The organism is Candidatus Dependentiae bacterium, assembly GCA_018266175.1.
Taxonomy (GTDB): domain Bacteria; phylum Babelota; class Babeliae; order Babelales; family RVW-14; genus JAFEAY01.
On the sequence record JAFEAY010000028.1, the window covers coordinates 61,261 to 86,201 of the forward strand.

At 39.5% G+C, this 24,941-nt stretch carries 17 protein-coding genes; 11 read left to right on the plus strand and 6 right to left on the minus strand.

Annotated elements, in window-relative coordinates; all coding sequences use genetic code 11:
* The first annotated feature begins 53 nt into the window (after nucleotides 1-53).
* From JST56_07500 to JST56_07515, 4 genes are all read left to right on the plus strand, one after another.
* Nucleotides 54-686 (plus strand): hypothetical protein, encoded by a 633-nt coding sequence (locus JST56_07500; protein MBS1988801.1) that lies wholly within the window; start codon nucleotides 54-56, stop codon nucleotides 684-686.
* Nucleotides 687-809: 123 nt separating this feature from the next.
* Nucleotides 810-3,254: a hypothetical protein gene (locus tag JST56_07505; GenBank protein ID MBS1988802.1), complete on the plus strand. Its 2,445-nt coding sequence runs from the start codon at nucleotides 810-812 to the stop codon at nucleotides 3,252-3,254.
* A 57-nt stretch (nucleotides 3,255-3,311) separates the two neighbouring features.
* Entirely contained in the window at nucleotides 3,312-4,382 is a 1,071-nt protein-coding gene (locus tag JST56_07510; protein ID MBS1988803.1) for a hypothetical protein, read from the plus strand.
* Nucleotides 4,383-4,511: 129 nt separating this feature from the next.
* Complete coding sequence (locus JST56_07515; GenBank protein ID MBS1988804.1) at nucleotides 4,512-7,538, plus strand: hypothetical protein; 3,027 nt, start codon at nucleotides 4,512-4,514, stop codon at nucleotides 7,536-7,538.
* A 447-nt stretch (nucleotides 7,539-7,985) separates the two neighbouring features.
* On the opposite strand, the gene JST56_07520 is transcribed toward JST56_07515, so the two are convergent.
* The gene (locus tag JST56_07520) at nucleotides 7,986-9,611 is read right to left on the minus strand and encodes an ankyrin repeat domain-containing protein (GenBank protein MBS1988805.1); all 1,626 of its coding nucleotides are present in this window, start codon (nucleotides 9,609-9,611) and stop codon (nucleotides 7,986-7,988) included.
* 556 nt (nucleotides 9,612-10,167) lie between these two features.
* Here JST56_07520 and JST56_07525 point away from each other — a divergent pair.
* Nucleotides 10,168-10,815: a hypothetical protein gene (locus JST56_07525; protein MBS1988806.1), complete on the plus strand. Its 648-nt coding sequence runs from the start codon at nucleotides 10,168-10,170 to the stop codon at nucleotides 10,813-10,815.
* Nucleotides 10,816-10,876: 61 nt separating this feature from the next.
* Here JST56_07525 and asnS read toward each other — a convergent pair whose 3' ends face one another.
* Nucleotides 10,877-12,262 carry an asparagine--tRNA ligase gene (gene asnS / locus JST56_07530; protein MBS1988807.1) on the minus strand — a complete coding sequence of 462 codons (1,386 nt, stop codon included), beginning with the start codon at nucleotides 12,260-12,262 and terminating at the stop codon, nucleotides 10,877-10,879.
* A gap of 269 nt (nucleotides 12,263-12,531) precedes the next feature.
* Between asnS and JST56_07535 the strand changes: the two genes are divergently transcribed.
* The 3 genes from JST56_07535 to JST56_07545 all read left to right on the plus strand — a co-directional run bounded on the left by JST56_07535 (nucleotide 12,532) and on the right by JST56_07545 (nucleotide 18,784).
* The gene (locus tag JST56_07535; GenBank protein ID MBS1988808.1) at nucleotides 12,532-15,921 is read left to right on the plus strand and encodes a hypothetical protein; all 3,390 of its coding nucleotides are present in this window, start codon (nucleotides 12,532-12,534) and stop codon (nucleotides 15,919-15,921) included.
* A 182-nt stretch (nucleotides 15,922-16,103) separates the two neighbouring features.
* On the plus strand, nucleotides 16,104-18,185 hold the full coding sequence (locus JST56_07540) for a hypothetical protein (protein MBS1988809.1): 2,082 nt from the start codon (nucleotides 16,104-16,106) through the stop codon (nucleotides 18,183-18,185).
* An 11-nt stretch (nucleotides 18,186-18,196) separates the two neighbouring features.
* A complete protein-coding gene (locus JST56_07545) occupies nucleotides 18,197-18,784 on the plus strand; it encodes a nitroreductase family protein (protein ID MBS1988810.1) in 588 nt (195 codons plus the stop codon).
* A gap of 96 nt (nucleotides 18,785-18,880) precedes the next feature.
* Here JST56_07545 and JST56_07550 read toward each other — a convergent pair whose 3' ends face one another.
* Nucleotides 18,881-19,591, minus strand: coding sequence for a hypothetical protein (locus JST56_07550; GenBank protein MBS1988811.1), 711 nt, complete (start codon nucleotides 19,589-19,591; stop codon nucleotides 18,881-18,883).
* A 17-nt stretch (nucleotides 19,592-19,608) separates the two neighbouring features.
* Complete coding sequence (locus tag JST56_07555; GenBank protein MBS1988812.1) at nucleotides 19,609-20,304, minus strand: hypothetical protein; 696 nt, start codon at nucleotides 20,302-20,304, stop codon at nucleotides 19,609-19,611.
* A 139-nt stretch (nucleotides 20,305-20,443) separates the two neighbouring features.
* Here JST56_07555 and JST56_07560 point away from each other — a divergent pair, with 139 nt between their 5' ends.
* From JST56_07560 to JST56_07570, 3 genes are all read left to right on the plus strand, one after another.
* Nucleotides 20,444-20,722 carry a hypothetical protein gene (locus tag JST56_07560; protein MBS1988813.1) on the plus strand — a complete coding sequence of 93 codons (279 nt, stop codon included), beginning with the start codon at nucleotides 20,444-20,446 and terminating at the stop codon, nucleotides 20,720-20,722.
* A complete protein-coding gene (locus tag JST56_07565; GenBank protein MBS1988814.1) occupies nucleotides 20,712-21,278 on the plus strand; it encodes a dCTP deaminase in 567 nt (188 codons plus the stop codon). The genes JST56_07560 and JST56_07565 overlap by 11 nt, the downstream gene beginning before the upstream one ends.
* A gap of 95 nt (nucleotides 21,279-21,373) precedes the next feature.
* Nucleotides 21,374-22,957, plus strand: a complete 1,584-nt coding sequence (locus JST56_07570; protein MBS1988815.1) for an AAA family ATPase — start codon at nucleotides 21,374-21,376, stop codon at nucleotides 22,955-22,957.
* A gap of 50 nt (nucleotides 22,958-23,007) precedes the next feature.
* On the opposite strand, the gene JST56_07575 is transcribed toward JST56_07570, so the two are convergent.
* Complete coding sequence (locus JST56_07575; GenBank protein ID MBS1988816.1) at nucleotides 23,008-23,508, minus strand: hypothetical protein; 501 nt, start codon at nucleotides 23,506-23,508, stop codon at nucleotides 23,008-23,010.
* 70 nt (nucleotides 23,509-23,578) lie between these two features.
* Complete coding sequence (locus JST56_07580; GenBank protein MBS1988817.1) at nucleotides 23,579-24,940, minus strand: TolC family protein; 1,362 nt, start codon at nucleotides 24,938-24,940, stop codon at nucleotides 23,579-23,581.
* Nucleotide 24,941 lies beyond the last annotated feature (1 nt).

A 24,941-nucleotide genomic window follows, 5' to 3' on the forward strand; every position in this document is an offset into this window, starting at 1 on the left:
TATGCTTGTACCTGATACAAATTTTGATTAAATCAATGTATGAGGGGGATCTCATGAATATGATACGAGAGAAAGTAAGCAAATATTTTTTATTGTCTTCGATGTTGCTTGTGATGAGCATGGGTAAAGTCCTCTCACAACAACCACGTGGTCGTGGTACGCAACCAGCAGCTTTATCGACACTTCAAATTATTCGTGGGTTGTATGGTGACCTCACCCTACAAGCAGGTGTTGTCGATGTTACCGCAAAACTCCAGCAGAGTATTCAGAATAATCAGCTTTCTTTGCCGGCCCAATCTAAAACTACTTGGCTGGGAGACCCAGCTCCCGGGAAGGCAAAGTCCCTCCTTATTATTTTTAGAATAGGTAACAATTTGTATCTCAAGCTTATTGCAGATATGGCCGGGGATATTATTTCTCCAGCCACTGCTCAAAGCGCAATGCTCTTGATTGGCCAGCCTACGCCTATTGTCCAACAACAGCAGCAGGCTCCAGCTGCACCAAGAGTCCAGCAGCAAGCAGTTGCAACTCAGCCATCGGTTCAACCAGCAACACAGTCGCTTGGGGGAGTTCAGGTTATGGTTGCTCAGCCGGGAACTGTCGCTGCACCTTCGGCTCCAAGTCAGCAAGAAGTACAAATGCGCAACATGCAACAGCAGCGTATGCAGCAATTCAGAAATCAATAATCAATAGTCCTTGATGTTGCAATGATTGGTGAGTGTTTTAAGTAAGGTATTGCTTTTGCTCTGTGCGCTCGTGATAGACTATGCGCAGAAGTGGCAAAAGATTGAAAAAAGGTTGGGAGGAAAATGATGAGAAGAATCATTAAGAAGTTTCAGTATTCGTTACTTTTGTTGGTAATGATGATACTGAGTTCGGGCTTGTTTCAAGAGTGTCATGCTGCAGAGCCCGGAAAGATTAAAAATATTATTTTTGGTCTATATGGCGATTTGACTTCGAAAAAAGCAAGCACACGTTTTGAGGTTACCGATAAACTTAAGAGCATGCTTAAGAGTGGCAAAATTAAGGGCAAGGTTGTCGAAAAAGCATTTGGTGTTGATCCTGCAAAAGGTAAACACAAGGGACTTTTTCTTGTCTACAAGGCAGAAGATGGAAGGCTTTTTTGTCGAGTTAAAAGTGGTAATGGAAGTTTAAGCTTTCCTGATGCACGTGATGTTGAGTTTAACAAGGGGCATTCAGGATCATCAGACTTGCAAATATTACAAGCATTTTATGGTGATTTAAACAGAACCAAAAGTGATAAAGCGGTTATCAACGTTACCGCACGAGTGCAAGCGCTTGTAAAAAATGGAAAGCTTGATATTGCCGAAAAGCATAAGCTTTTTGGAGATGTTGCAAAAGGTAAAGATCTTGGTTTATTCATACTTTATCGTGTTCGCGATAAAGTATATGCTGTTATTTTTGGTGACGGTGAAAAAGGTTCTATTTCTAATGTAGGCCATGAAAATGCATATCAAGTCTACACATTCAAAAAACATACACGTAAAGATGTAACACCATCTGTTGTATCTCCAACACCTGCAACTGATGTCAATACAGCTCGTGAAAGCGCAGCACTTGCAATGTTTCCAGAAGGAACAAAAGTTGTGTTGATGTCGTATGCCGATCAAGAACGACCACATTTATTGCAAGTTGGTAAAAAAGGTGAATTAGAACCTAAGGGGCTTGATCCTAAAGATCCATCGGCTCAATTTATTGTAGGGCGTAGTGGTAACTGGATAAGCTTTAAGTCTGTTGTAACTGGTGAAGTTCTTCAGGTACTCCCTCGCCTTCATATGGTTCGTTTGGCAAAAGATGGTGCTCCAGAGTGGGCTCAATGGTCAGCAGAATTTGATGACCCAGCTCATTCATATAGCATTGTTTATTTAAAAAATCGCGCTTCTGGAGGATATTTAAGTGCGCCTGCTGGAGCGTGGACGCTTGGCCGTATGTGGACAACCTTGAAAGAGCGTGTTGATCAAGCTCTGACCAAAGGCGCAGTTCTTCCATCAACAGATCCTGCAGCTAAGAGTAACGAAGGAAGACTGAAGATTTTTGCGGTTGATGATTTAATCAAAACCATGGAAAGTAAGTCTGGGAAGTCATTACCAGGAAAAGTCGTTGACAAAGTAGTTGACGTGGTACGAGAGCTAGAGCCTCTCAATGCAATTCCAGGTGGTCATGATTTTAGCTATTCTCCTATTATTCATGGAATGAAATCCAAATATCATGATAACTGGAAGTTTGCAACTCCAGGTTCAGGATCGGTTGTGTTCGATGCTCGAACAAGAAATCGTATGATTATCACATTATCAAGCGTTCCTCGAGATCTTGATAATGGTATGTATCGTGTTTCAATTGGGCATGAAAACAATACACGAAGTGGTATTACCAAGAGCACCAGTGGCGCAATGCTCTTTGAAAAAGATGTTACAAAAGGTGCGAGCAAAGATATTGTGGTTACCGGTGGTCTTCCAGGCGATGGCAGCACCTTTGATTCATACTGGATTAAGGTTGATCAAGGAACGATTTCTTTTGGTAAAGGACGTGCTGTTGGTCAAAACGAACAAATGCGTTGGACTGACCCAGACCCAGTTAAGCTGGTGAGCTATGTCGGATTTGGTGGCGGCAAGCTTAATAGAGTTCATTATAAAAACATTGAGATTAACGGTGCTGGTTTACAACCAAAACCTGCACAAGACAGTGCAACAACAGCGGTACTTCCAGCAGATTTCAATGCTGAGCAAATAAAAGCACAATCAGTCGCAGCTGGTCTGCGCGACGGACAGCTTGAGCTCTTTGCAGTTATTGACCATGAGTTGTATTATCGCGAACGTGGTTCAATGGCAACAAAGCCATGGAAAAAGGTTGATGCAAAAGAGTTCACTAAAGTACGATATGTTTCAGCTGCTCCAAATGATGGAACTCTGTATGTCGTTACCATGGATGGAAATGTACTCCGTTATAACTGGCCACAAAAATCAGTTGCTCCAGTAGCCGTTCCTGCGGCTGTTCCAACAGCTGCTCCAGTCAAAAAAGTAGTAAAAAAAGCACGTTCTAAAAAACGTGCTTCTGCCCGTAAAAAAGTTGCTGGTAAAAAAAAGAGCGCAAAGTCAGCTGGTAAAAAAGCAGCAAGCAAGAAGAAGCGTGCAAAAACTTCTCGTGCAGGAGCAAAGCGAAAAGTGGCGAAAAAAAAATCGGCACGTAAATCGGCTAAAAAAAGAGTAAAAAAAGCAGCAGCTACGCCGCAATAAATCGTCTTGCTTATGAAAATATGAAAGCGTAAAAACGGTGTGAATAAAGGAGCTGGAATGAGAATGAAAGAAATAAAGCTAAAAGAAATGCTACAAAAGCGAGGACTTGCTTTTGTGGGAATTTTGTTGATGACGGTCGTTGGGTGTTCTGGATTTAATGGTGGTTCATGGAGCGATATCGGTTCGGGAACAGGAACCAAATTTATTCAGGTTGCTGTAGGTAACGAAAAAACGGTTATTGCTCGCGATGCTGCTGGCGAAGTCTACAAGCTGCGTGATGGTAAATGGGAAATTCTGGGCGGTGGCAAAGCTCGTTGGATTGCTGCTGGAGGCGATGGGTCAATTTTTGCTGTGGGCAAAGAGACACGCAAGCTTTACCGTCGTTCTGGTGATGTATGGGAAGTCGTTCCTGGCATTGAAAAACTCTCACGCGTTGTGGCGCTTGACGAAGGTCGCATGTGGGGTCTTTTAAAAACAAAAGACGGTTCTGACGTTTGGCAATTTGAAGGCGGTAAGTGGGCTCGACCACTTGGTGCTGATGGCAAAACGCCAGCTGCTAACTGGAGAAATATTGCAGTAGCGCCAGGGGTTTTTATCGTGACTGATATGTCGGGCAACGCGATGATGCGCAGCTCTAAAGTTGCACCTGTTGTTGTTGCGCCAGTATCTAAGCCAGTTGTTAAAAAAGCTGCCAAGAAAAAATCGAAAAAGGCTTCCAAAAAAGCTACAAAAAAAGCTTCCAAGAAAAAGCCAGCACGCAAAAAAGGCGCTGCGAAAAGTAAAAAGGGAGCCGCGCGCAAAAAATCTGCAGGAAAGAGCAAGAGAAGTGCTTCGAGTAAAAAGAGAGCTGCTGGTCAGAAGCGAGCTTCTGGTAGCAAATCTCCAAAGTCGAAAACTCAAGGCAAGAAAAAAAGCGCTGCAAAGAAGAAATCGAAAAAGGCTTCCAAGAAAGCTTCCAAAAAATCTTCGAAAAAAAAATCAGCAGGTAAAAAATCTGCTGTAAAACGGACGAAGAGCGCAACAGGTAAAAAGAGCTCAACAAGAAAAAAATCATCCGGCAAAAAAGGTTCTGCGCGTAAGTCAGGGCGTAAGAAATCTGCAAAAAAGAAAGCACCAGTACAAAATTAGTAAACACTGGTAATTTATAATGTTAAGAGAAGCGGGGTCAGGTTTATATAATCTGACCCCGCTTCTCTTAACGATCAACTCAAGAAAATTGCATAAATATTTTTTTATATTCTTGGGAAAGATACGTTGATGTTTCATAATACTAAAATTGGATTACTTCTTGTGTGTACCGCCCTATTGGTCGTTGCGCAAAGCAAAAGTGGCATAAACCCATTGGCACTTAATGGTCTCTTTGCCTGCTTTCATCCTGGGCAAGAAATGTATGCACCAAATCTTGGTTTGGCTGCACTTAAGATCGGTACCGTCGAAGCGATTAGATTGTATGGTGTGGAGCCCGGATTTGAATCAAACGGTGAACGTAAGTGGATAGAAGACAAAGCACCTGTCTATGACCCAGTGGTTGCACTTGCGCGTGTGTTGTTTCCATCAGCAACGGGTCAGCTGACCCCCGAGACAAGTTCACCAAATAATATTGGACGATACCTGCAAGTGAGTGATCTTGCTCAGTTGCTTAATTTTTGTAAAAAAGCCCGAGCTGTAATTGGAGGTTTTGATCTTCTTCGTGGGAAGGATAATCAAGAGGTAAAATCATATTGGATGAGCGGTAATCGATTTGGCAAGAATGCTGTTAATTGCTTAAAGCGACTTGTTGCGGGGGCTCAAAGCGACGAGGATAAAAAATATTTTTCTACATTTTTAAAAAGTTTTAAAGAAAATTTTACACCTTTGACTGAGTTTCAGACTCGTGCACAACGTGATCAAGTGATAGCTGCATTGTGTAAAATTATAGAGCGTGAAGAACGGACTGACTGGTATTCAAAAAATTTATATCCAAAGTATCAAGCCGAGCAACTGCTGAATGCATTTTTTTGTCTAAAATTTGGCGCAGATGATATTCCTGAGCTGCTTAATGCATTAGATGATACGATTGTCGATCGTGAAATCTTGCTTGAAGCCGGGTTAATCACGCATCAGAGTGTTGATGCAGCTTTGGGAAAAGTAAAAAATTTTCCGGCTAAATTATGCTTAGATGATGTTTGGACGCTTTTGCTCAAAGATTCACTTTCAAAAACCATTCCCTACTCAAGTAAAGAGTTGCCCATAAATAATGGCCTGGCAAGCATGTATTCTCGAAAACAAGATAAGTTCTTGATTCAAGATTTTCCAGATTGTGCTGAGACGACGGTGCGGCATTTATGCAATTTAGTGTTGTATTCCAAAGAGCATGAGTCATTTGATTTACGTCCCTTATGTAATCATCTTAAAAATTCTCTTGATTTTAGAAATATAGAAAACTTCTACGCACTTCAAACTGCCGATAAAGCAAATTCAGGAGAACGAGCACTACGTAATGCATTGAATCGGATTGTTGCGGATATCGGTTCGGGAGTTCGATATCGAAAAAAGGGTACATCTTTAAGTGTCAAAAATGATAACGAACTCGATTCGGGTATTATTAATATTTTGCGCCTGCTTAATACGGTATTCCTTTTAGAGCTTGATCCAGAGCCGCAGTATGAGTCTGATAATCAATTTGTTCGAGCAACAAAGATTTGGGCACAAGTTGGGTTAAAAAAATTATTTACCATACTCAGCCCAGAGAAACAAGTTGATATTCAGGTTGAAGAGTTGAAGATATTTCAAGGGTTTCAGAGTAATGAGCGTGATTGCGAAGCCTCGATTACTGTAACGGTGAATAATGACTTTAGATTTGTTATTGATATATGGAGTGGGCATGCTGAATTTCGTTCTATCACAGAGCTCCAGAATGAACCGGAATCTCTTGAGTACGTATCTCAATCGATAAAAAGCGTGCTTAATAATCTCAAGGGAACTGTTGGTGAATCATTTTACCTTTTGGACGAGCCGCTGAAAAAAGAGGTTTCTGTGCCTTTTTATAAATTTTTTAAAAATCGAGTAAGTGATAGTGTTGCAATTGTTCATTTACTTGAAGGCTTAAGTGAATTGCTTGAGAATAAAGAGATTATACCTGATGATGCATCGCTTTATCTTAAAAACTTATTGAAAGACTTTTTATGGTTAGATAGGGCGATGGCCGAGAATATTCAGCCAGTTATTAAGAGGCTCAAAGACGCCTTGATTGATGTTGCCGGTCCATGCCGTGACGTTCTCAGGACGAATGTTAAAGTTCTTAAAACTCAATTTTTTGATGAAGCGTCTGATTCTTTATTGGAATTTTTTTCAAGGCTTGAGATTATTAGGTATCCATATTTTCAATTGAGTGATGAAGTTAAGCCGTTTGATATTGTAATTTCTCATCCGCATGCATCCATAAAAACGATCGATCTTGGTGACTCTCAGGTGGGAAATGTAGCGATAACTGCAAACTTGCCGAGCCTTGAAAATATTAATCTTAATGAGACACGTTATTTGAATACTGTTCAGATCAATGGAAAGATCGATAGGTTAAAGGAAATTAAGATTCAAGATTCGCAGTTAAAGCAATTTAATGGTATTGAAAACTGTCCAAATATTGGATCGTTTATTGTAAAAAATAATAACAATCTAAAAAAAATAAAGATTTCTCAACCAATGAAAAAGCTCAAATATATTGCTCTTGAAAATTGTTCGGCTTTAGAGCACTTTCAAGGTATCGAACATTGTCCTAATCTTAAGAGGTTTGCGGTTTTTGGTGCTAGAAAATTGAAACGTTTAAATATTGCCCGACCAATGGTTCAGTTGGAATATATAATACTTGAGCATACAGGCGTTGAGCGTATTACTTTATCATCTTGTCCTGAGCTTGAGATAATAAAACTTAGTCGACCTGATAATGCTGGGGAGCCAAATCATGTTAAAAGTATTGAATTTACCGGTAATGTAAAGAAGTTAAAAGAAATAGAAAATTTGGAGCAATGTAATAGGCCTGGACGAAGTATTTTTTTGCAAGAAGATGTACAGCCTATGGAAATAACTGATGACTTGTCAGAATCGTATAAACCAGAATTGAGAGGAATTGAATTTTGTAGCGAAGAATTGCTGAAAAAAATACGACCATTCGTAAAAATAGTCCCAAGTCGTAAGCGTTCGCGTCAAGATGCGGAGCTTGAAAATGATGAAGATTCTGCCGTCGGATTTATAGCTCGTTCGTACAATTACCTGAAGTCATTATTATATAACGTAACAGATGAGTGATGTTATATAAAATAATAATGCTGTTGGATTGACGCCTGATAGACATCTCTTTATGTTGTAGGAAGAACGGTTATAAGTTCTTCTTTTGGGGAAAGGTGTACCAATGTTTCATTATGCTAAAATTGGATTACTGCTTGTTGCAATGAGTGTGAGTGTATGTGTAGTTGAGGGGATGCAGTCAACCTTTAACAGAAGATTAATAAAAGATTGTGATACGCTTGTTCAAAAATCAAATTTTTATGATTTAAAAATAATTTTATATCAACATCAGCAGAGTGTTGATTGTGTGCAATGGTTTGCGCAATACGCAGACCAAGGACATTGTTGGGCTTTGTATATGCTGGCGCGTGACAGTTTTATTCGAAATGGGCAAGGTCAACTTGAAGTTGCGGGTAAACCACTTGTTTTTGCGCTTGAGCGTGTTATGAAGTTCATGATTCGTTTCGATCAGGATGTTGCATGTTGGCAGCTCTTTGGACAGCAAATACCGATTGAACTTCGCATGGGTTTACGTACAAAAATTCGAGATTGGTTTTTACCCATGATTCGCGCAGATCGAAAAAAGGAATTTGATGCAGCGCTTGCTCGTGTGAAAAACTGGTTTAAACAGTTTCCAGAAGGAGAGCATCTCGATCCTGCGCCGGTTGAAGAACTTTCTGAATTAATTTGTGAGCAACCATTCATTGCTGCATTATGTAAAGGAGTTACTCCGTTATAGTCTTGAACTTTAACATCCGCACCGAGTTTGACTAAAGTTTGAATACATTCTGAATTTCCCAAAAATGCAGCAAAATGGAGTGGTGTTCTTCCATACTGATCTTTAAAATTAATATCAGCTCCAAGAGAGAATAATAATTTAATACATTCTGGATTTCCATTAATGATAGCGTAATGGATGGGAGTCATTCCACAAAAAGATTGAGTATTAATATTTGCACCATGTCTTACTAAAATTTGAATGCATTCTTGGTAATCAACTAGCGAAGCAACATGTAAAGGGGTAGCTCCTTCCAGATCTTTCATATGAACATTTGCTCCTAAAAAGAGTAATAATTCAATGCATCTTTGATTATTACCCATTGCCGCATAGTGTAATGATGTTGATTCTTGAGTATCTTGAGCATGAATATCGGCACCAAGCCTGACCAACGTTTCAATACATTCTGAATGACCAAAAAGTGATGCTAAGTGGAGTGGCATAGTTCCATCAATAGATTGAGCATGAATATCAGCCCCAAGCTCTATTAACATTTTTATGCATGCCAAATTCCCAAGTTCTGCAGCATCATGCAAGGGAGTTATCTTGTTGTTATCGAAAGTATTTACAGAAGCACCAAGCTCAATGAGTGTTTTGATGCATTGCGCGTTAATAATATCATCATCTTTTTCAAGAGGCATTGCTGCATAATGGAGCGGTGTTGCTCCATCACAATCTTGAGCATGAACATCTGCACCAAGCTTAACTAACATTTCAATACATTTTTTATTACCCCACGTTGCTGCCTTATGAATAGGGGTTGCATCTGGTGTGTTCAGGTTGGCACCATGTTGAACCAAAATTTTAATGAAGATTGGGTTTTCATTTTCTGCCGCATAATGCAAAGGCGTTTGATTACTTATATTTTGAGCATTGATATTTAAGCCAAGACTAATAAGTATTTCAACCAAATCGATGCGTTCATACTCAATGGCAATATGAAGAGCACTATTTTTTTCTTCATCTAATTCTGCATTAATATCAGCACCGCATTGAACAAGTGTTTCAATGCATTCTGGAGAGCTCCATCGTATTGCACTTTGAAGTGTTAGTGATCCATCCTCTTCTTTATTAACATCGACACCAGATGCAGCAAGCTTTTTTATACATCGTAGATGATTATGTAAAACGGCGTATCCAATTGTATAGCAGCCAGGGCATTGCTCAGGTGATACTTCTGGCTCATCAATTTTTTTAGGAACAGACTGAAATTGTTCTGTTCCTAGCGAAGAACAGTTAATCTGTTGTAATGATTGAGCACAAGTAACACTCTTTAGCAACAAGCAAGTTATAATACAAAGCTTTTTTGCGACCATTTGACATTCTTTCTATAAGGCACATAAAACTGCTAGATGAATAATTCGGTTACAACTCACAAACTCTTTTTAATGACGCTCACTATACGAAATGCAATGTATTTTATCAAGGCAGAGCATGCGGTACAGTAAAGAATGCAAGTAATTCACCACACACCAAGATCTACGCCAGCTTCCGCTTTTTAACCGCGAAAGCGGAAATCTTGGGAGATTGCTCCCGAGCAGCAGGCTTATAAATATTGCTTGAAGGGAGCGCGATTAGTTGCTGCACGATGTACGCTTGAAGTATTGGTAGAAGCGGAATCTCATTATGGAGTAAGTGCTAAGTTAAGATCTGCTTTATTGAGCAGCTTTATATCGAGCAAGTATTAAAGCATGATATCTAAATCGTCAATTACACAAGAAGCAAATCTTGAATGGGCCATTTTTATAGTGCTATGGTAGGCTGAACTCGTTGGCAAGAGCCAACGCTCTCATGGTGTAAGAAATTAAGAGAGTTATGTGATCAAGAAGCGTATTTTATATAAGCGTTATATGAACTCAAAAACTTGGGAGTATGATTATGTTATATGGCCTTCTTTTTGTTTATGTATTTTTCTTGCCGATGACCGTAGCTGCATCAATTGATGAATATGTTATTCCAGATTGTTCATTTAGAGAGCTGCTTTCTCAGGTTTATACGATTGAAAAAGACGAGCAGCTTTTCGATATTGATTACGTTTTTAAGAACCGTTCTTGGGGTCGGGTGATTACAGATTTTTTTGATCCTGCGCATGATTTTTCTAAAAAAATTATTAAACAGATTATTGCTGGGAAAAATTTAATTCATGAAAATTCCAGGCTTGTCACTGAATTTAAAAAAAAATGCTTGCAAAAAAATGAATATTATCTCTACGAAAAAGAGATATGTTTAGGAAGTGATGACTTCAATAATCGCAAAAAAATTATTCAGACATTCCTCGAAATAGCCAACTTTTTTGGTGTAACCAAAGAGAATGTTTCGGATAACATACAAAGTATTTCTTTAGATACACTCGTGAGCTTTAACAAGCATAAAGTTACTTTTACCGTATTAAGCAGGCAGCCCATAAACTCTTCTGATGTAAGTCTATTGCGTACGTTGTCAGATGAAGCTATTTCAGGAATAACTTTGGGAATATTGTTTATTCTATACCATACCGATGCATATTATCCTCTGTACTAAGAGCTCTATCACAAGAGCTCAATAGTTAAAAAATAACGTATTGAGCCCTTGTAAAATTTTCTTAGAAATCGATATGTTTTGGATAACGAGGAAATGGAATAACGTCTCGAATGTTTTCAACTCCGGTTGAAAATTGAACCAGTCGTTCAAGCCCAAGCCCAAAGCCTGCATGAGGAACGCTGCCAAACTTGCGCAGTTCAAGATACCACCAGTAGGCATCTTTGTTCAGGCCAGCTGCAACCATTCTTTGTTCAAGAAGTTCGAGTCGGTCTTCACGCTGAGAACCCCCAATGATTTCACCAACACCAGGAACCAAAACGTCCATAGCGGCAACGGTTTTATTATCATCGTTCAGGCGCATGTAAAAAGATTTAATTGCTTGAGGATAGTTAATAAGGATAACCGGAGTCTTGCAATATTCTTCTGCCAAATACCGCTCGTGTTCGGACTGAAGGTCGATACCCCATTGCACAGGATACTCAAATTTCTTACCACATTTTTGTAAGATATCTATTGCTTGAGTGTAAGGTATGCGAGCAAAAGGGCTTGCCACAACGTGCTTGAGGCGTTCGATAATTCCCTTGGAAATATAAGCATCAAAGAATTCCATATCCTGGAGGTTATTATTGAGCACATATTCCAGGCAATACTTGAGATAACTTTCTGCGCAATCCATGTTGTCGTTCAGGTCGGCAAAAGCCATTTCGGGTTCAATCATCCAAAACTCAGCTAAGTGGCGTGATGTATTTGAATTTTCTGCACGAAATGTTGGCCCAAAAGTGTAGATGTCGGAGAGTGCACAGGCGTAAGCTTCACCGTTGAGTTGACCGGATACGGTTAAGAATGATTGCTTACCAAAAAAGTCTTGGGAGTAATCAACTTTTTTATCAGGAGTACGGGGTGGGTTATTGGAATCAAGGGTGGTTACGTTGAACATTTGTCCTGCACCCTCGCAATCTGATGCGGTGATGACAGGCGTATGAACGTAGAGAAAACCTTTTTCTTGAAAGAATTTATGCGTTGCATAAGAAAGCGCGCTACGTACTCGAGCAACAGCTCCAATGGTGTTAGTGCGCGGGCGAAGGTGTGCAATAGTGCGCAGAAACTCAAGTGTATGACGTTTTTTTTGCAGTGGATAGCTTTCTGCATCGCATGTACCGATGATTTCTATGGCAGAAGCTTTTAGCTCAACCGCTTGTCCAGCTCCAGGGCTTTGAACAACGGTGCCTGTAATTGCAACCGAGCTTCCTGTTGTCATTTGTTTTATAGTTTCATCAAAATTTGGTAATGAATTCTCAATAATTACTTGCAATCCTGCAAGTGTTGATCCGTCATTAACCATAGCAAAAGCGAATTCTTTTTGGTCTCGAACACTACGCACCCATCCTTTGAGGGTGAGTTGCTTGCCGATTAAGGCCTGTGAAATTTCTTTAATTTTTATGCGCATACATATCTCCAAAGCTACATACTTAACTGCTAAAAAGGCAGGTTTCTTAGATGATAGCTGTTTAAGAAGTGCGGTCAAGCCAAAAGCTTCTTTTGTGTAAGATATTGGTTGTTGGTTGCTTCTATACCTACTGCATTAAATTCAATTCTAATTGTAAATTTTATTGACTTTTAACCTCGTGAGTATGGTATTCTCAAAGTTGATAGAGTTTATTTATATAGTTTTTTGAGTTTATTAAAGATTATGGGATCAGGAAACGAGGAGAAGTAATGAAGAAGTTGCTACAAATTTTTCTAAAAAATTGCTTGTTATTGTTGTTGGTTGGCGCTTTTTCTCACCAAGAAATAAACGCTGCAACTGTTGATGTACAGGCAGGTGCCGATGAAGCTGTATCTGGTCTGCCAAGACAGGGTGGAAGCCAGCTTTCTGCATGGGGAAAACAATCAAGCTCTGCAGTTGCTTCTTCTGATGTTGTTGCCAAGCTTGAAGAAGATTTGTCCAGCTTGCTTCTCAAGCGCGTTGCAGATTTTGTAAAGCCTTTGGTGAGCGCTCTTAAGCCTGCAACAATGGAGCTCCTTTCGGTTACCTCACAAGAGGTGATGAAAACCATTCTTGCAAATCAGACGTTTATAGATCCTGAAATTTTAGGAATATTAAAAGAGCCAGCAATGCAGTTGATTTCTTTGACTAAAGATGTTGCTGGAATGCTTGCAGGAACGCCTGCAACATCAGTTGATGATTGGTTTGCCAAGCTTGATAGTCTCAAGGATGAGCTTGTTGGCCATTTAAAAGTGCTTGGTTTAACTCCTGGTAGTAATGCTGATCAAGCGGTGAAAAAAATATTGAAATCAGTAACATCACTTGAAAATGTGATGAATCTTTTTCAGGGCGATATTGCTACAGAATTAAAAAAGAGAATTGAAGCAATTAAAAAGCCAATTTCTGCGGCAGCGGGTCAGCTTTTGGCTGGACTTCCACCTGAAACCGTTGAACGGCTTTTGGTGCCGCTCAAGGCTTTACAGGGTGATATTGCGCAAGCTCTTAAGGGTGAACTTGATTCATTTAAAAAAGTTATTTTTCAAAAATTACCTCAATCGCTTCTTCAAACAATTAAGTTAAAAACCAAGCTTTTGGTAGAAAAAATTCAAGAAGATCCATCGATGCTTCCAAGTGACTTGAGACGTGCCGGTGAATTGCTTCTTGAGCGAATAGAGATTTTTTCAAATCCAATAGAAAAAATTCCAGGGAAAATAGTCAATGCGATGCGTCATGATCTCAAAAAGATTCAAGAAGCTTTGGGTGGCAAAAATAAATCAGGAGCTGAAGAAGTTGCGCTTGACCTTACAAGAAGTCTTGATGATGCTGCGCAGATGATTCCTGAAGCCCCATCAAGAGATGTATCGGGGCAAGGAGCTTCTCAACCAACACAGCCTAAAAAAGGATTTTTGGGAAGTCTTATCTCTCGCGTTAAAAAAGATATTTCAAGTACCACAAGAGAAGTTGTTGGTTCAATAACTGGTGGAGCAGTGATTGAGTCTCAGCCGGGTGAAAAGCCCTCAGCACTTTTTAGTGACTTATCGGATGGAAGCATCATTGCTATCCGTTCATACAAAGAGAGCCCAGGGCAAGGACGTTATTTGTCAGTTGTTGATGGGTACATTAAGCCTGTTGGAACGAGTAAGACTGAGACAGCGGCGCAATTTATTGTTACGCGTTTTGGTAACGTTATGGGTCTTAAGTCAAAAGCGACCGGTAAATTTGTTACCTGTGATTCAACTACTTTTGAGGTAACCTGTTTGGGTAAAGATTTTTATAGCGATACTGCAGATGCAGCTCATTTTGTCCCTGTTGGTAACAGAATTGATAGGATGTGGCTTAAAAATAATAAAGCGAATGCTTTCTTGAGTGTTCGTAAATCAAGTGATGGTGGTATTGTTATGGCCCGTGATGAGAGCGGCAAGCCTGCACAAGCTGCAAATTGGGGTCGTCTTGCAATAGATATTATTAAACAGCCCAATGAGCCACTTGCAGCGTTTACTGACGCTTTAAATTTGTTGCCAGCTGGTGTGGTGGTTGCTATTAAATCACTGAAAGATCCATCAAATCCTAAATATTTAGCTGTTGATATGAGTCAAACAAAAGATAGGTTTTTTGTTCGTGCAACAGGAACAAATAAGAATGATCCAGCATGTCAATTTTATGTTGTTCGTAATGACAACTGGCTTGGTTTTAAAACGCATGGTTGGAAAAGTTTATGCGCTGAACCAGTCATGCATCGAGTAAAGTTTATTGAGCGATCAGATACCCTTGCAAGCTCAATTGAGCACTGGGAGCTTCATCCTGAAAAAGATGGAAGCTTGAAAAGTGTTTGGTTGCAAAATAGATCATCTCAAGGCTATTTAACAGTTCCTGATGGAGCGTGGACCAATAATCTTGTGTGGACAGCTTTTGCTCAAGTCAAAAACCCATTGGCCAAGAGTGTTAAAGGTGCTCCAAAGTTTATTATGCAACCTGCTGGACGAGGTGATAATGGTCGTTTTGAAATAGAGATTGTAAAGCCTATTCCTGATGATGTTAACGGTGGAGGATCAACATTTACCTTCCTGCCTGCGTATCATGGAAAAAATGAAATTCAATTTAACCAAGCATGGAAGTTTCCTGCGGGCGATCTTGAGCTCGTGCTCAAAGATATTCAAGCCGAGAATAATGTTTACATTAATTTATCTCCTGTGATGGGTAAATCATCAGCATCGCTCCGTATTCTGTTGGGACGAGAAAAAAATAGCTCGTCGAGCATTCGATTCGGTGATGATGAATTGCTCAACGTTAAAGATACAAGTGGTGTTGTCGTTAAAAGTCCAGCTGCATTTTGGATCCGCCTTAAGGATGGTGAATTATCGGTAGGTAAGGGAACTGAATTTGGAGCAGGCCTTATTGGAAAAGTACAGATTGATAAAACAGCTGCTGCAAATATCACCTATCTAGGGCTTGGAGGAAGTATTGAGCCAGTTTTGTATCGATCTGTTTCGATGAATAGAGCTCATGAAGAAACACCTGTTGTTGTAACTCCTGTTGTACCAGAGCCTGTGATAGAGCCGGTTATTCCTGCTGTTCCTGTTACGCAAGAGACAAAAGTTGAGCCGGTTATTCCAGTTACTCAGGTTACCCCGGAGCCTAAGGTAGAACCGATTATTCCAGCTCCAGTTGTCGTAGAGCCTCAACCTGAGCCGATTGTTCCGGTTGCTCCAATTATTCCAGCGGTTATTGAATTACCTAAAAAAGAGGTTGTGCCCGAAGTTATAAGCTTGCCAGCTCGTGCACCAGAGCCCGTAGTCGAAGTGCCTGTAGTTCCCGTTATTCCTGTTGCACCTGTTACTCCAAGAAAAAAACCTCTTGCAAAGAAAGCTGTTAAAAAACCAGCAAAACGCAAAAAGGCTGCAAAGAAAAAGAAGCCAGCAAAGAAAAAGAAAACGGCGAAGCGTAAGAAGCCTGCGAAGAAAAAGCGAACTTCACGCAAGGCAGAGCCTCAGAAGAAGGGTACCCATAGAATGCAAATTCAAGCTGCTCAATTTGTATCAGGCGACAAAAAAACAGCTGCACGAGAAAAACGTAACTTGCGTACGATGAAGAAAAGAAGACGAGCACAAATGGCAGAATAGCAATTGTAAAATCTAAGTTCTCACCAGGCTCTCAAAAACTGAGAGCCTCTTTTTTTTGCGCTCTATTTTAGGTAAAAAAAATTACATAGCTCCGTGCCAAATTCTTTGTGTATCATGAAAGAACTTAAAGAGTTTTATTATTTTGTTATGAAAGGGAGTCGATGAATTTTTTTTGGAGTAGGATGATACATCGTTTCGTGATGTTCTTAGTTTTGAGTAGCTATGGGCTTATTGATGTAGTTTCTGCTGAGGGTGAAGTTGAACTATTGATGGAAGAGTTAGTTACGCCGATTGTGGAAAAGGTCGTTGAAACTGGCGTAAAAATGTTTGGAGAGAAGATTAAGGGCAAAAAGGAAGCCAAGCGATCAAAAGCGACTGAGGAGAAATTAACAGCATTAAAAAAAGTTTTTTTTGGAGAACTTGAAGATCGCGTTGCTCAATTGCATTCGAATATACCTTCAGTTTTACAAAGTTCCGATGCGCGCACTATACTTAAAGAACAGCTTGATTTTTTAAAAAGTCCTTTTCAGCCGCAGATTGTTTTTCCAGGATTTTCACTTGCACGAGGGCTTACTTCTACAATTTACCATAATTTGTTTATGTATGTTAAGCGTGCGCAGCAGGCCTGTTTAGACGATCTTGAGCAACTTATTTTGCAGAAGCAGGCTCCAGCACATGAAGTTTTTATCGGTATGATTCAGCGATTTAAAGATCGCATAGCACAGGAATCTTCATATTTAGTTGATAATGTGGTTGTACCCATTGATCCTAAAAAAGAGGGGATTATTGCTCCTCCAACCATTAAAGTTGTTCGTAAGCAATTGGGCAGCCCAAAAACAATGTTTGATGAAATTGTTGAAGGGTCTGTTGTAGCCCTTAAATCATCAATCCAAAGTACTGGCCAAGGAAAATATCTTGCACAAGAGGCTGGTAGTCTTAAAGCAATCAGAAGCAAGGCATCATCAGATGATCGATCTCAATTTTTGGTTGAGCGATATGGTCGATGGATTGGCTTAAAAGGTGCTGATGGATATGTTGGTGTTACAAGTACAACAAAAGAAGTGACATGTTCATTCCAAAAATTTGCACCTGAAACTCGATGGGTATTGGAGGGGCAAGAACTTGGCTCTGTTGTTTTGAAAAACGAAAAAACAGGACTTGTTCTGACAGTTGAAAATAATGCTGCGATTGGTGCAACAAGTAAGATAACTCCTGATGCTTCATTTGAATGCGAAGTTCTTGGCAGACCTTGGAATCCACCAGCGTATTCATTGCCGTTGCTTAAACAGCTGCCCGCAGGTACAAAAGTTGCTTTTAAAGTTAAAGGGCAGGAAAATTATTTAAGCCTTGATAATAAAGGGTTTATTACCGCATCGGGCAAATCGAGCAATGACTGGCGTAGTCAGTTTTATGTTATGAGATTTGGTAATTATGTTGGCTTTAAGTTGAATGGGTGGAAAAATATTTGTACCGACCCGGTCTCACAAATGGTTTATGTTGCTCAGCGTTCACACATGCTTTACAGTACAACAGAGCAGTGGGTGATTGATGCTGATGATAAAAGTGATTTAAAATCTGTACGGTTAATCAATCGAGCTACAGCAGGGTACCTATGTTTGCCAAAAGAAAATTGGGCTGAAGGAAAGGCTGCAACTGCACAGGTGCGTACTCCAAATCCAATACAATTGATCTCTTCACTGGCAACATTGCCGGACTATATTGCTCAAGCTGCAACAAAAGAGCAAGCGCTTACTTTAGAAATTGAAATTATCAAGCCGGCTCCTCGTGATATTATTGCGGGTGAAAAATCTTTGAGCTTTCTTCCTGCTATCCATGGAAAAGATACTCTTTTATGGAGTCAAAATTGGAAATTTCAACCCGGACAGCTGTCATTGATTTTGAGTAATGTCCAAGCTCAAGCAGGAATTTTGATTGCTCTTTCAGATGATGATATTAAAACAAAAAACACTGTTTATATTTTGATCGGGGATCAACAAAATAGTCGCAGTGGAATTCGTGTTTTTGGTTCTATGGCGGCTTCTGTTACTCAGCCACAAAATCATGATGCGATTATAACAGCTCCTCAAGGTGAGGTGTTATGGGTTACTTTGCAAGACGCTATTATATCTTTTGGTAAGGGTAATGTTCCGGGCGCAAGACAAATTGCAAGTGTTCAGCTTGAAGCATCAGTTTCCAAAAAACTTTCATATTTTGGTCTTGGTGGAGGTGGAAATCCAGTTTCATTTGGATCAATTTCATACTAAAAGGAAAATTCATGTCACATAAAAATAATAGAAAATCTGATTTTACTGTTCATGAAATGTTTTTGAATCGATGGTCACCTCGTGCAATGTCTGGAGAATCGATTGAACTTAAAGAGTTGCTCACATTATTTGAAGCTGGTCGCTGGGCACCATCATCATATAATGGTCAACCATGGCGGTTCATTTATGCATTACGTCAGACTTCAGCATGGGATAAACTTTTTAACGTGATGATTAAGTTTAATCAAGACTGGGCAAAAAATGCCAGCGCGCTTGTTGTTGTCATATCAAAAAAAACATTCGATTTTAATGGCAAGCCAGCACGTACGCATTCATTTGATGCCGGCTCTGCATGGATGAGTATTGCTTTGCAAGGTGAATTGAATGGCTTGGTTGTTCACGGCATGGAGGGCTTTGATTACGATCGAGCCAAAACTGAACTTAATATTCCTGATGACTATAACGTGGAAATGATGTTTGCAGTTGGGAAGCCTGGCAAGAAAGAAGATTTGCCTCAAGAGATGCAAGAGCGTGAAGTGCCTTCTGATCGGAAAAAGCTTGAGGAATTAATTTTTGAAGGTTCTTTTGTAAGTAAATAGAAATACGAATGGGGTTGCGGATACTCAACCCCATTCGTACATATTTTTCTGTCTGAGTGAAACTTTTTATTGTGCAGTAAAGTGATCTTTGGTTCTTTACCAGGGACCATCAAACTCAATGCCTGCTTCGCATCGATTACCATTAAAAATATTCGAGGTGATAGGGTAATAAGAACGAGCTTGATGATTAATGACATTGCGGTCTTTGTTCTTGTTATGCTGAAGCATCGATTCAAGAAAATCGCTTACTTCTTTATGATTACTAAAAACAGACCTTATTATTATGCGTTGAGCTGTGCTGAGGCGTAATATTATTTGCCATTCCGGTGCTTGAGCAGATCTCATGTAACCGGCATATTGCTTCATAATCTCATCAATATCGTTCAATACTTGGCTGAGATATTTTCCATGAAGTTTATAATTATTGCCATACAATTTTTCGCACAAAGCCTTTCCAGAATGGCTACAAAAATGAAAATCAAGCCTATTCCAAAGATCTGATTTATCAGGTAGGTAAATAACCACCTGTTTCATTGCTTCAGGCAACTGAGGGCTTAGCATCTGAGAATTATCGGAAAGTATTGGCTCGCTTACATGATCAGCATTATTAATGTTTGAATCAGATTCCTCATCAAGTTGATCGGCTTTTTTTATTTCCAGATTTTTTTTCTTGGAGCGTCCTTGCTGACGTCTGCCAGCACGTGTTTTTTCTAGTGATGGAAAATTTTCTTCAGAATCAATATCAAAATTCATCGCATGTGTCGAACCCATAATACTGAGCATTACGACAAGAACACATTTCTTCATACTTTATCCCCGTCCTTTTATCGGTGACTATTAAATAAAAATTGTTTTTTTAAAAACAAAAATTTTGTTGAAGCTATTTTTTGTACTACAAAAAATAATAGTGTCATCCCACTTGCAATAATCAATCGCTCAACTGCAACAACAGGCATCAATGCTATCCATTGTTCTGGTTTCATAGGGACGGTGAAAAGCCAAATGGTTGATCCAACGGCATGTGCAATAAATGTTGTGCTCAAAGCAACGGTGAATGTACTACTGCGACGGAAAAAGATATGTGCAGCATAAAAAACAATGGGAATAAGCCAGTACAAAGCGTAAAAAAAGCCTTGACCAACTGTAGGGTGTGTCATAAATAGTGCCATGCATGAGGCGGGAAGAGCTGCCATCGTTAAAAAATATCCAAGGTGAGAAGCAAGAGTCTGTTTGCTCACAAACTGTGTATGCGTTGACCATGCTGTAACAGCAAGTAATGTTGGAATACCACCGGTAATTGGATACGAAGTCAATATCACTTTGGTTGCAAGAGCAAACGTTGTGATGATAATTGCTTGAGCTCCGCCAAAGAATGCGCCAAGCAGTGGTACTACAAAAAATATTACTGAAAAGTAAGCAAAACTTTTACCTACGATCATGCTGAATTTCAGTGTTGAGCTCAGTAATAAAATGCAATAACTTAAGCAAAGTATACTTATTTTTTGAAGATTAAGGCTCATGTTGCCCTTTCACTTTTTTTTAATGTCTCGATAAACTAACGTTAGTTGATAGTATAGCGACATTATAAAGTGCTACCAAGAGTACTGCGCTTTTTGATAGTAAAAAATAAAAAAAGTAAAACTATCCATAAAGGAGCGCATGACTGGTTTTAGCTTGCTTTTAGTATTGGCTCTAAGTCAACCAATGCTTGATGATGCTGTTGATCAAAAAACTGTATCAGTTGAGTCATATCACGTGATACTTGTGCTTGATGAATTTGATGACCAGCTTCCAGAGACACGGGATTTTATAGGGACTATAATCGAAGTACTTCTTGAAAAGTTGAAGTTGTTTATGCATGAGTGGGGGCATATTTTGGTTATTAAAAATATTGATTGTATTGAGTTAACAAAAGAAGGCGTAAAAAATGAGTATTAAACCAGACAGTTGGATTAGAAAGATGGCTCTTGAAAACGGAATGATTTCGCCGTTTGTTGATGGTCAAGTAAAAAATGCTGAAAATGGCAAAGTAGTGAGTTATGGTGTTTCAAGTTACGGTTACGACTTACGTGTTGCCAATGAGTTTAAGATTTTTACCAATGTTTATAATTCTATTGTTGATCCTAAAAATTTTACCGATGATGCATTTATTCAACGTGATGGCGATGTTTGTATTGTTCCACCAAACTCCTTTGCGCTTGCTCGTAGCGTTGAATATTTCAGAATTCCGCGCAACGTGCTGACCATTTGTTTAGGCAAATCAACCTATGCCCGTTGCGGTATTATTGTGAACGTGACGCCTTTTGAGCCTGAGTGGGAGGGTTACGTAACGATTGAAATTTCAAATACCACACCGCTTCCGGCAAAAATTTATGCCAACGAAGGCATTGCTCAAGTACTCTTTTTTGAGTCTGATGAGCGATGTGATGTTTCGTATGCTGACCGAAATGGAAAGTATATGAAGCAAGTGGGAATTACGCTTCCTCAAATGTGATAAAGCGTAAACGTTATTTGTTATAGCTTTACAATTGGGAGCTCATAGTTTAAGCACACGTGGTAATTGGTGTATAAAATTTAAGTGGAGAGCATGTGAAAAAGTTGCCGATTGGTGAACAAACATTCAGTGAGCTTATAAACCCTAATACGTTATACGTTGATAAAACGCAATACTTATACAATTTAATTAGGCAAGGTCGAGGGCGCTATTTTTTTTCACGTCCTCGTCGTTTTGGTAAGTCGCTCACTTGCTCTACGCTCAGTGCTATTTTCAGCGGTTGCAAAGAACTTTTTAAAGACTTATGGATTGGTCAGAGTGATTACGAGTGGGTAGCTCGGCCAGTCTTATTCTTTGATTTTAGTCAAATTGATCATAGAGCAGCAGATGTACTTACTCAAGGCCTCCATAGTTCACTTGATGCTCACGCTGAAAAATATAGCATTGTTCTTAAGGAAAAACTTCTTAAAGCAAAATTTGCCGAACTTATTCAAACATTGGGTACAACAAAAGGTTCCGTCGTTGTTATTATTGATGAGTACGATAAACCCATTGTTGATCTTATTAATGATCTGGAGCAGGCAGAACTTTCGCGCAATGAATTAAAAGATTTTTATGGAACACTCAAAGGGAAAGACGTTGATGCCAATATGCACTTTCTCTTTATCACCGGCGTGAGTAAGTTTTCTAAAGTGGCGCTGTTTTCAGATCTTAATAATCTTGATGATTTAACCAACGACCACCGTACCGCAGCGCTTGTTGGCTATACTGATCAAGAAATTGACCGTTATTTAACTGAGCACATTCAAGCATTTGCTGAAAAAAGAGGCGAAAGCTATGAGCAAACGCGGCAGACGCTGAAGTCATGGTATAACGGTTACTGCTTTGTCGGTAACAACCTAAAAGTTTATAATCCCTTTTCTATGCATAATTGTTTAACAAAGCTTGATTTAAGAAATTACTGGTTTACGAGTGGAACACCGAGTTTTTTAATGAAATTTATTGAAAAAAATCCACTCATTGCTGCTGATATTGAAATGGTGGAAGGCTCCTTTTTTGCAGAATCCAACCTAGACTCATTTACGCTTGATCTGTATTACCAAAATTACAGAACCCTCCTTTTGCAAACTGGCTACCTTACCTTTGCATCCGATTATGATTCAAACAAACGTGGCTACAAGGTTGCGTACCCCAATGAGGAAGTGCGCTATTCAATGACCGAACAAATTATGCAGTTTGTTGGAGGTATCACACCGGAAAATTTTGGTGAGTTCGGCGACAGGTTCCGTCGTGCACTTGCAGCCGATGATCTTGGACTCTTTTGCAAGCACCTACAAGATTTCATCAAGCTTGTTCCTCACAATATTCGCGTTAATCGTGAAAAATTTTACCACCAAATTTTCTTTATGGTTTGTGTGCTTTTTGGCAGGAGACCACCTACTGAAGTGGCAACTGAAGAAGGGTTCATGGATCTTTTGCTGGAAGGAACCAAATATACCTTCGTTATCGAGTTTAAAAGAAATAGCACTCCAGAGATTGCCTTAAAACAGATTGAAGAAAAGCGCTACTGGGAGCCGTACGAGATACTCAAAACTAAAAAAGTTATTCTTGCTGGGATAACGTTTAATCAAACCAGTGATGGCATTGCGGTTTTGCATAAGACCAAAGAGCTTTTTTGATTGGTATGAATTTAAAAAGGGGAAGCTTTGCTTCCCCAGAATGTATCAAATTAGTGATGATTTGAAATTCGTTTGACCGACTTGATATGTCCGACTCCGAAGAGAATAATGAGTCCGACTAGAAGCGACAAGAAGCGTAAAGCTTCAGTTAAATAGAACCAATAAAAATAGTATCCCTGGAAGATGGTTAAAATTCCTCCAAGAATGAGTCCTGATCCAACACCCATCCCGCAAATAAACATTCCTGCAATAATTGCACAAATGCCCATAAAAAGTGAAAAGAAGAAAAATGCCTGCGAGTGTTCTTCAACATGCTTTATATAGGCATTACGTAGTTGCATTTGATGTGTATACAGATTCTTTTTTTCTTCTTCGGATTCAGTTTGTTGAATCCGCTGTGCATAGTTTGGGATAGAATAACTTTGGGGTTGGGGGAACGATTTAATAAAAAGTCCTGTTGTATAGAAAACAAATAATGGAAGCAGAAGTGCTAACCCAAAGCAGACAATGCTTTCTTTAAGAATTTCAAACAAATGGTGACGAATATCCATGAACTCTCCTTTAAAGAAAATGAAACTAACCATTTTTTAGTATAGCCAAGTAGTTGGAGAGTGGAAGTTCTTAGTTTAAATCACTTGGATAGCCACAAGCAAATAAGAGGTCGCGGTAGCTCTTTTCAGCACTTACTCTTTGACTGAGCCATGCTAAGTGTTCTTGCTCCCACGCAGTGAGTGCTGTGCTTAATTCAACTTTTGAAGTGTTACCAATTTCAAGATTTTGCTTGGCAAGCGCGAGATCATTTTTTACTTGTGCAAGTCGAATTTCCCGAGCTTGGAGTTGCACAAGCGCTTTGCTGAGAGTGTAATATGTTTCTTCAATATCGATACGAATCTTTTGTCTGGTTTGCTCAGTTTCAAGAATTGCTTTTATTTTGGTTGCTTCAAATTTGCTTGCTCGAAAATGAGAAAGTGCACCGTCAAAAATGTTCCAGTTAATATTTGCACTTACTTGATGATATCCGCTTGGGTTTCTCAAGATATCACCTGATGGGGCAACACGGTGATACAGATGGCTAGATTGCGCAGATACTTCCAACCATGGAAGGTTTTGTTTGCGCGCAATACCAACTTTGTCATGTTCAATTTCGATTTGCTTTTTATTGATAGCAAGATCAGGACGATTTTTGATTGCTTGGTTGTAATAATGGTCAAGCGAAAGTATGTTGATGCTTGCTTCAGGGCTCCAGTGAAGTTGTGTGAGCGATTGTTTTTCTGAATCCGATTCATAGCGAGCTGTGTTTAAAGAAATACTAACGCGTTGCCCAAGTAAGAACTCTAATTTTCTTTCGGCTATCACTGTATCATTGTCGTAGTTTCCAATGGTGGCAACATCTTGAGCGTAGTCAGCAGAGCTTTTTAACCAATCTTTTTTATCAAGCAGCTGGACATTAAATTGATGCTCTGCTTTTTTAAACGTCTCCTGAGTCGATACATACAAACTTTTTATAAACTCTTGTTTTTGCTGCAAAAACCAAGCATCTAAAAATGAGAGTTCGACTTCATTCTGGACTTTTTGCTTTTCACCATCACTTAAAAATTCAACGACTTGCGTTTCTTTGCGGCTAAGATTGTACAAATCAAGAGGTCCTCCAAATTTATACACAAGTTGACGAGCTGCAAATGTAGTATTGGAATGTGGAGATTTATCGCCCTTTGCTTGATCTAACTGATGAGTTAAGGTTAAGTGTGGCAAGTTTCCAGAAAGAAACTCTTTTGCTTGGTACTGACTTGCTTTAATTGCATACTTCAAACTTTCAAGATTTGGGCGGTGCTTATGCGCAAGTACAACAGCTCGGTCCATGGTCAATGAATAGACCGTCATTTTTAGGGGCAATGGCAATACTTCAAGTTTTTTTGACGATGCTTGCCTGGACAGGCAGCACATAGCGATAAGCATGCTCCAGTGCGATATTTTTTTAATCATA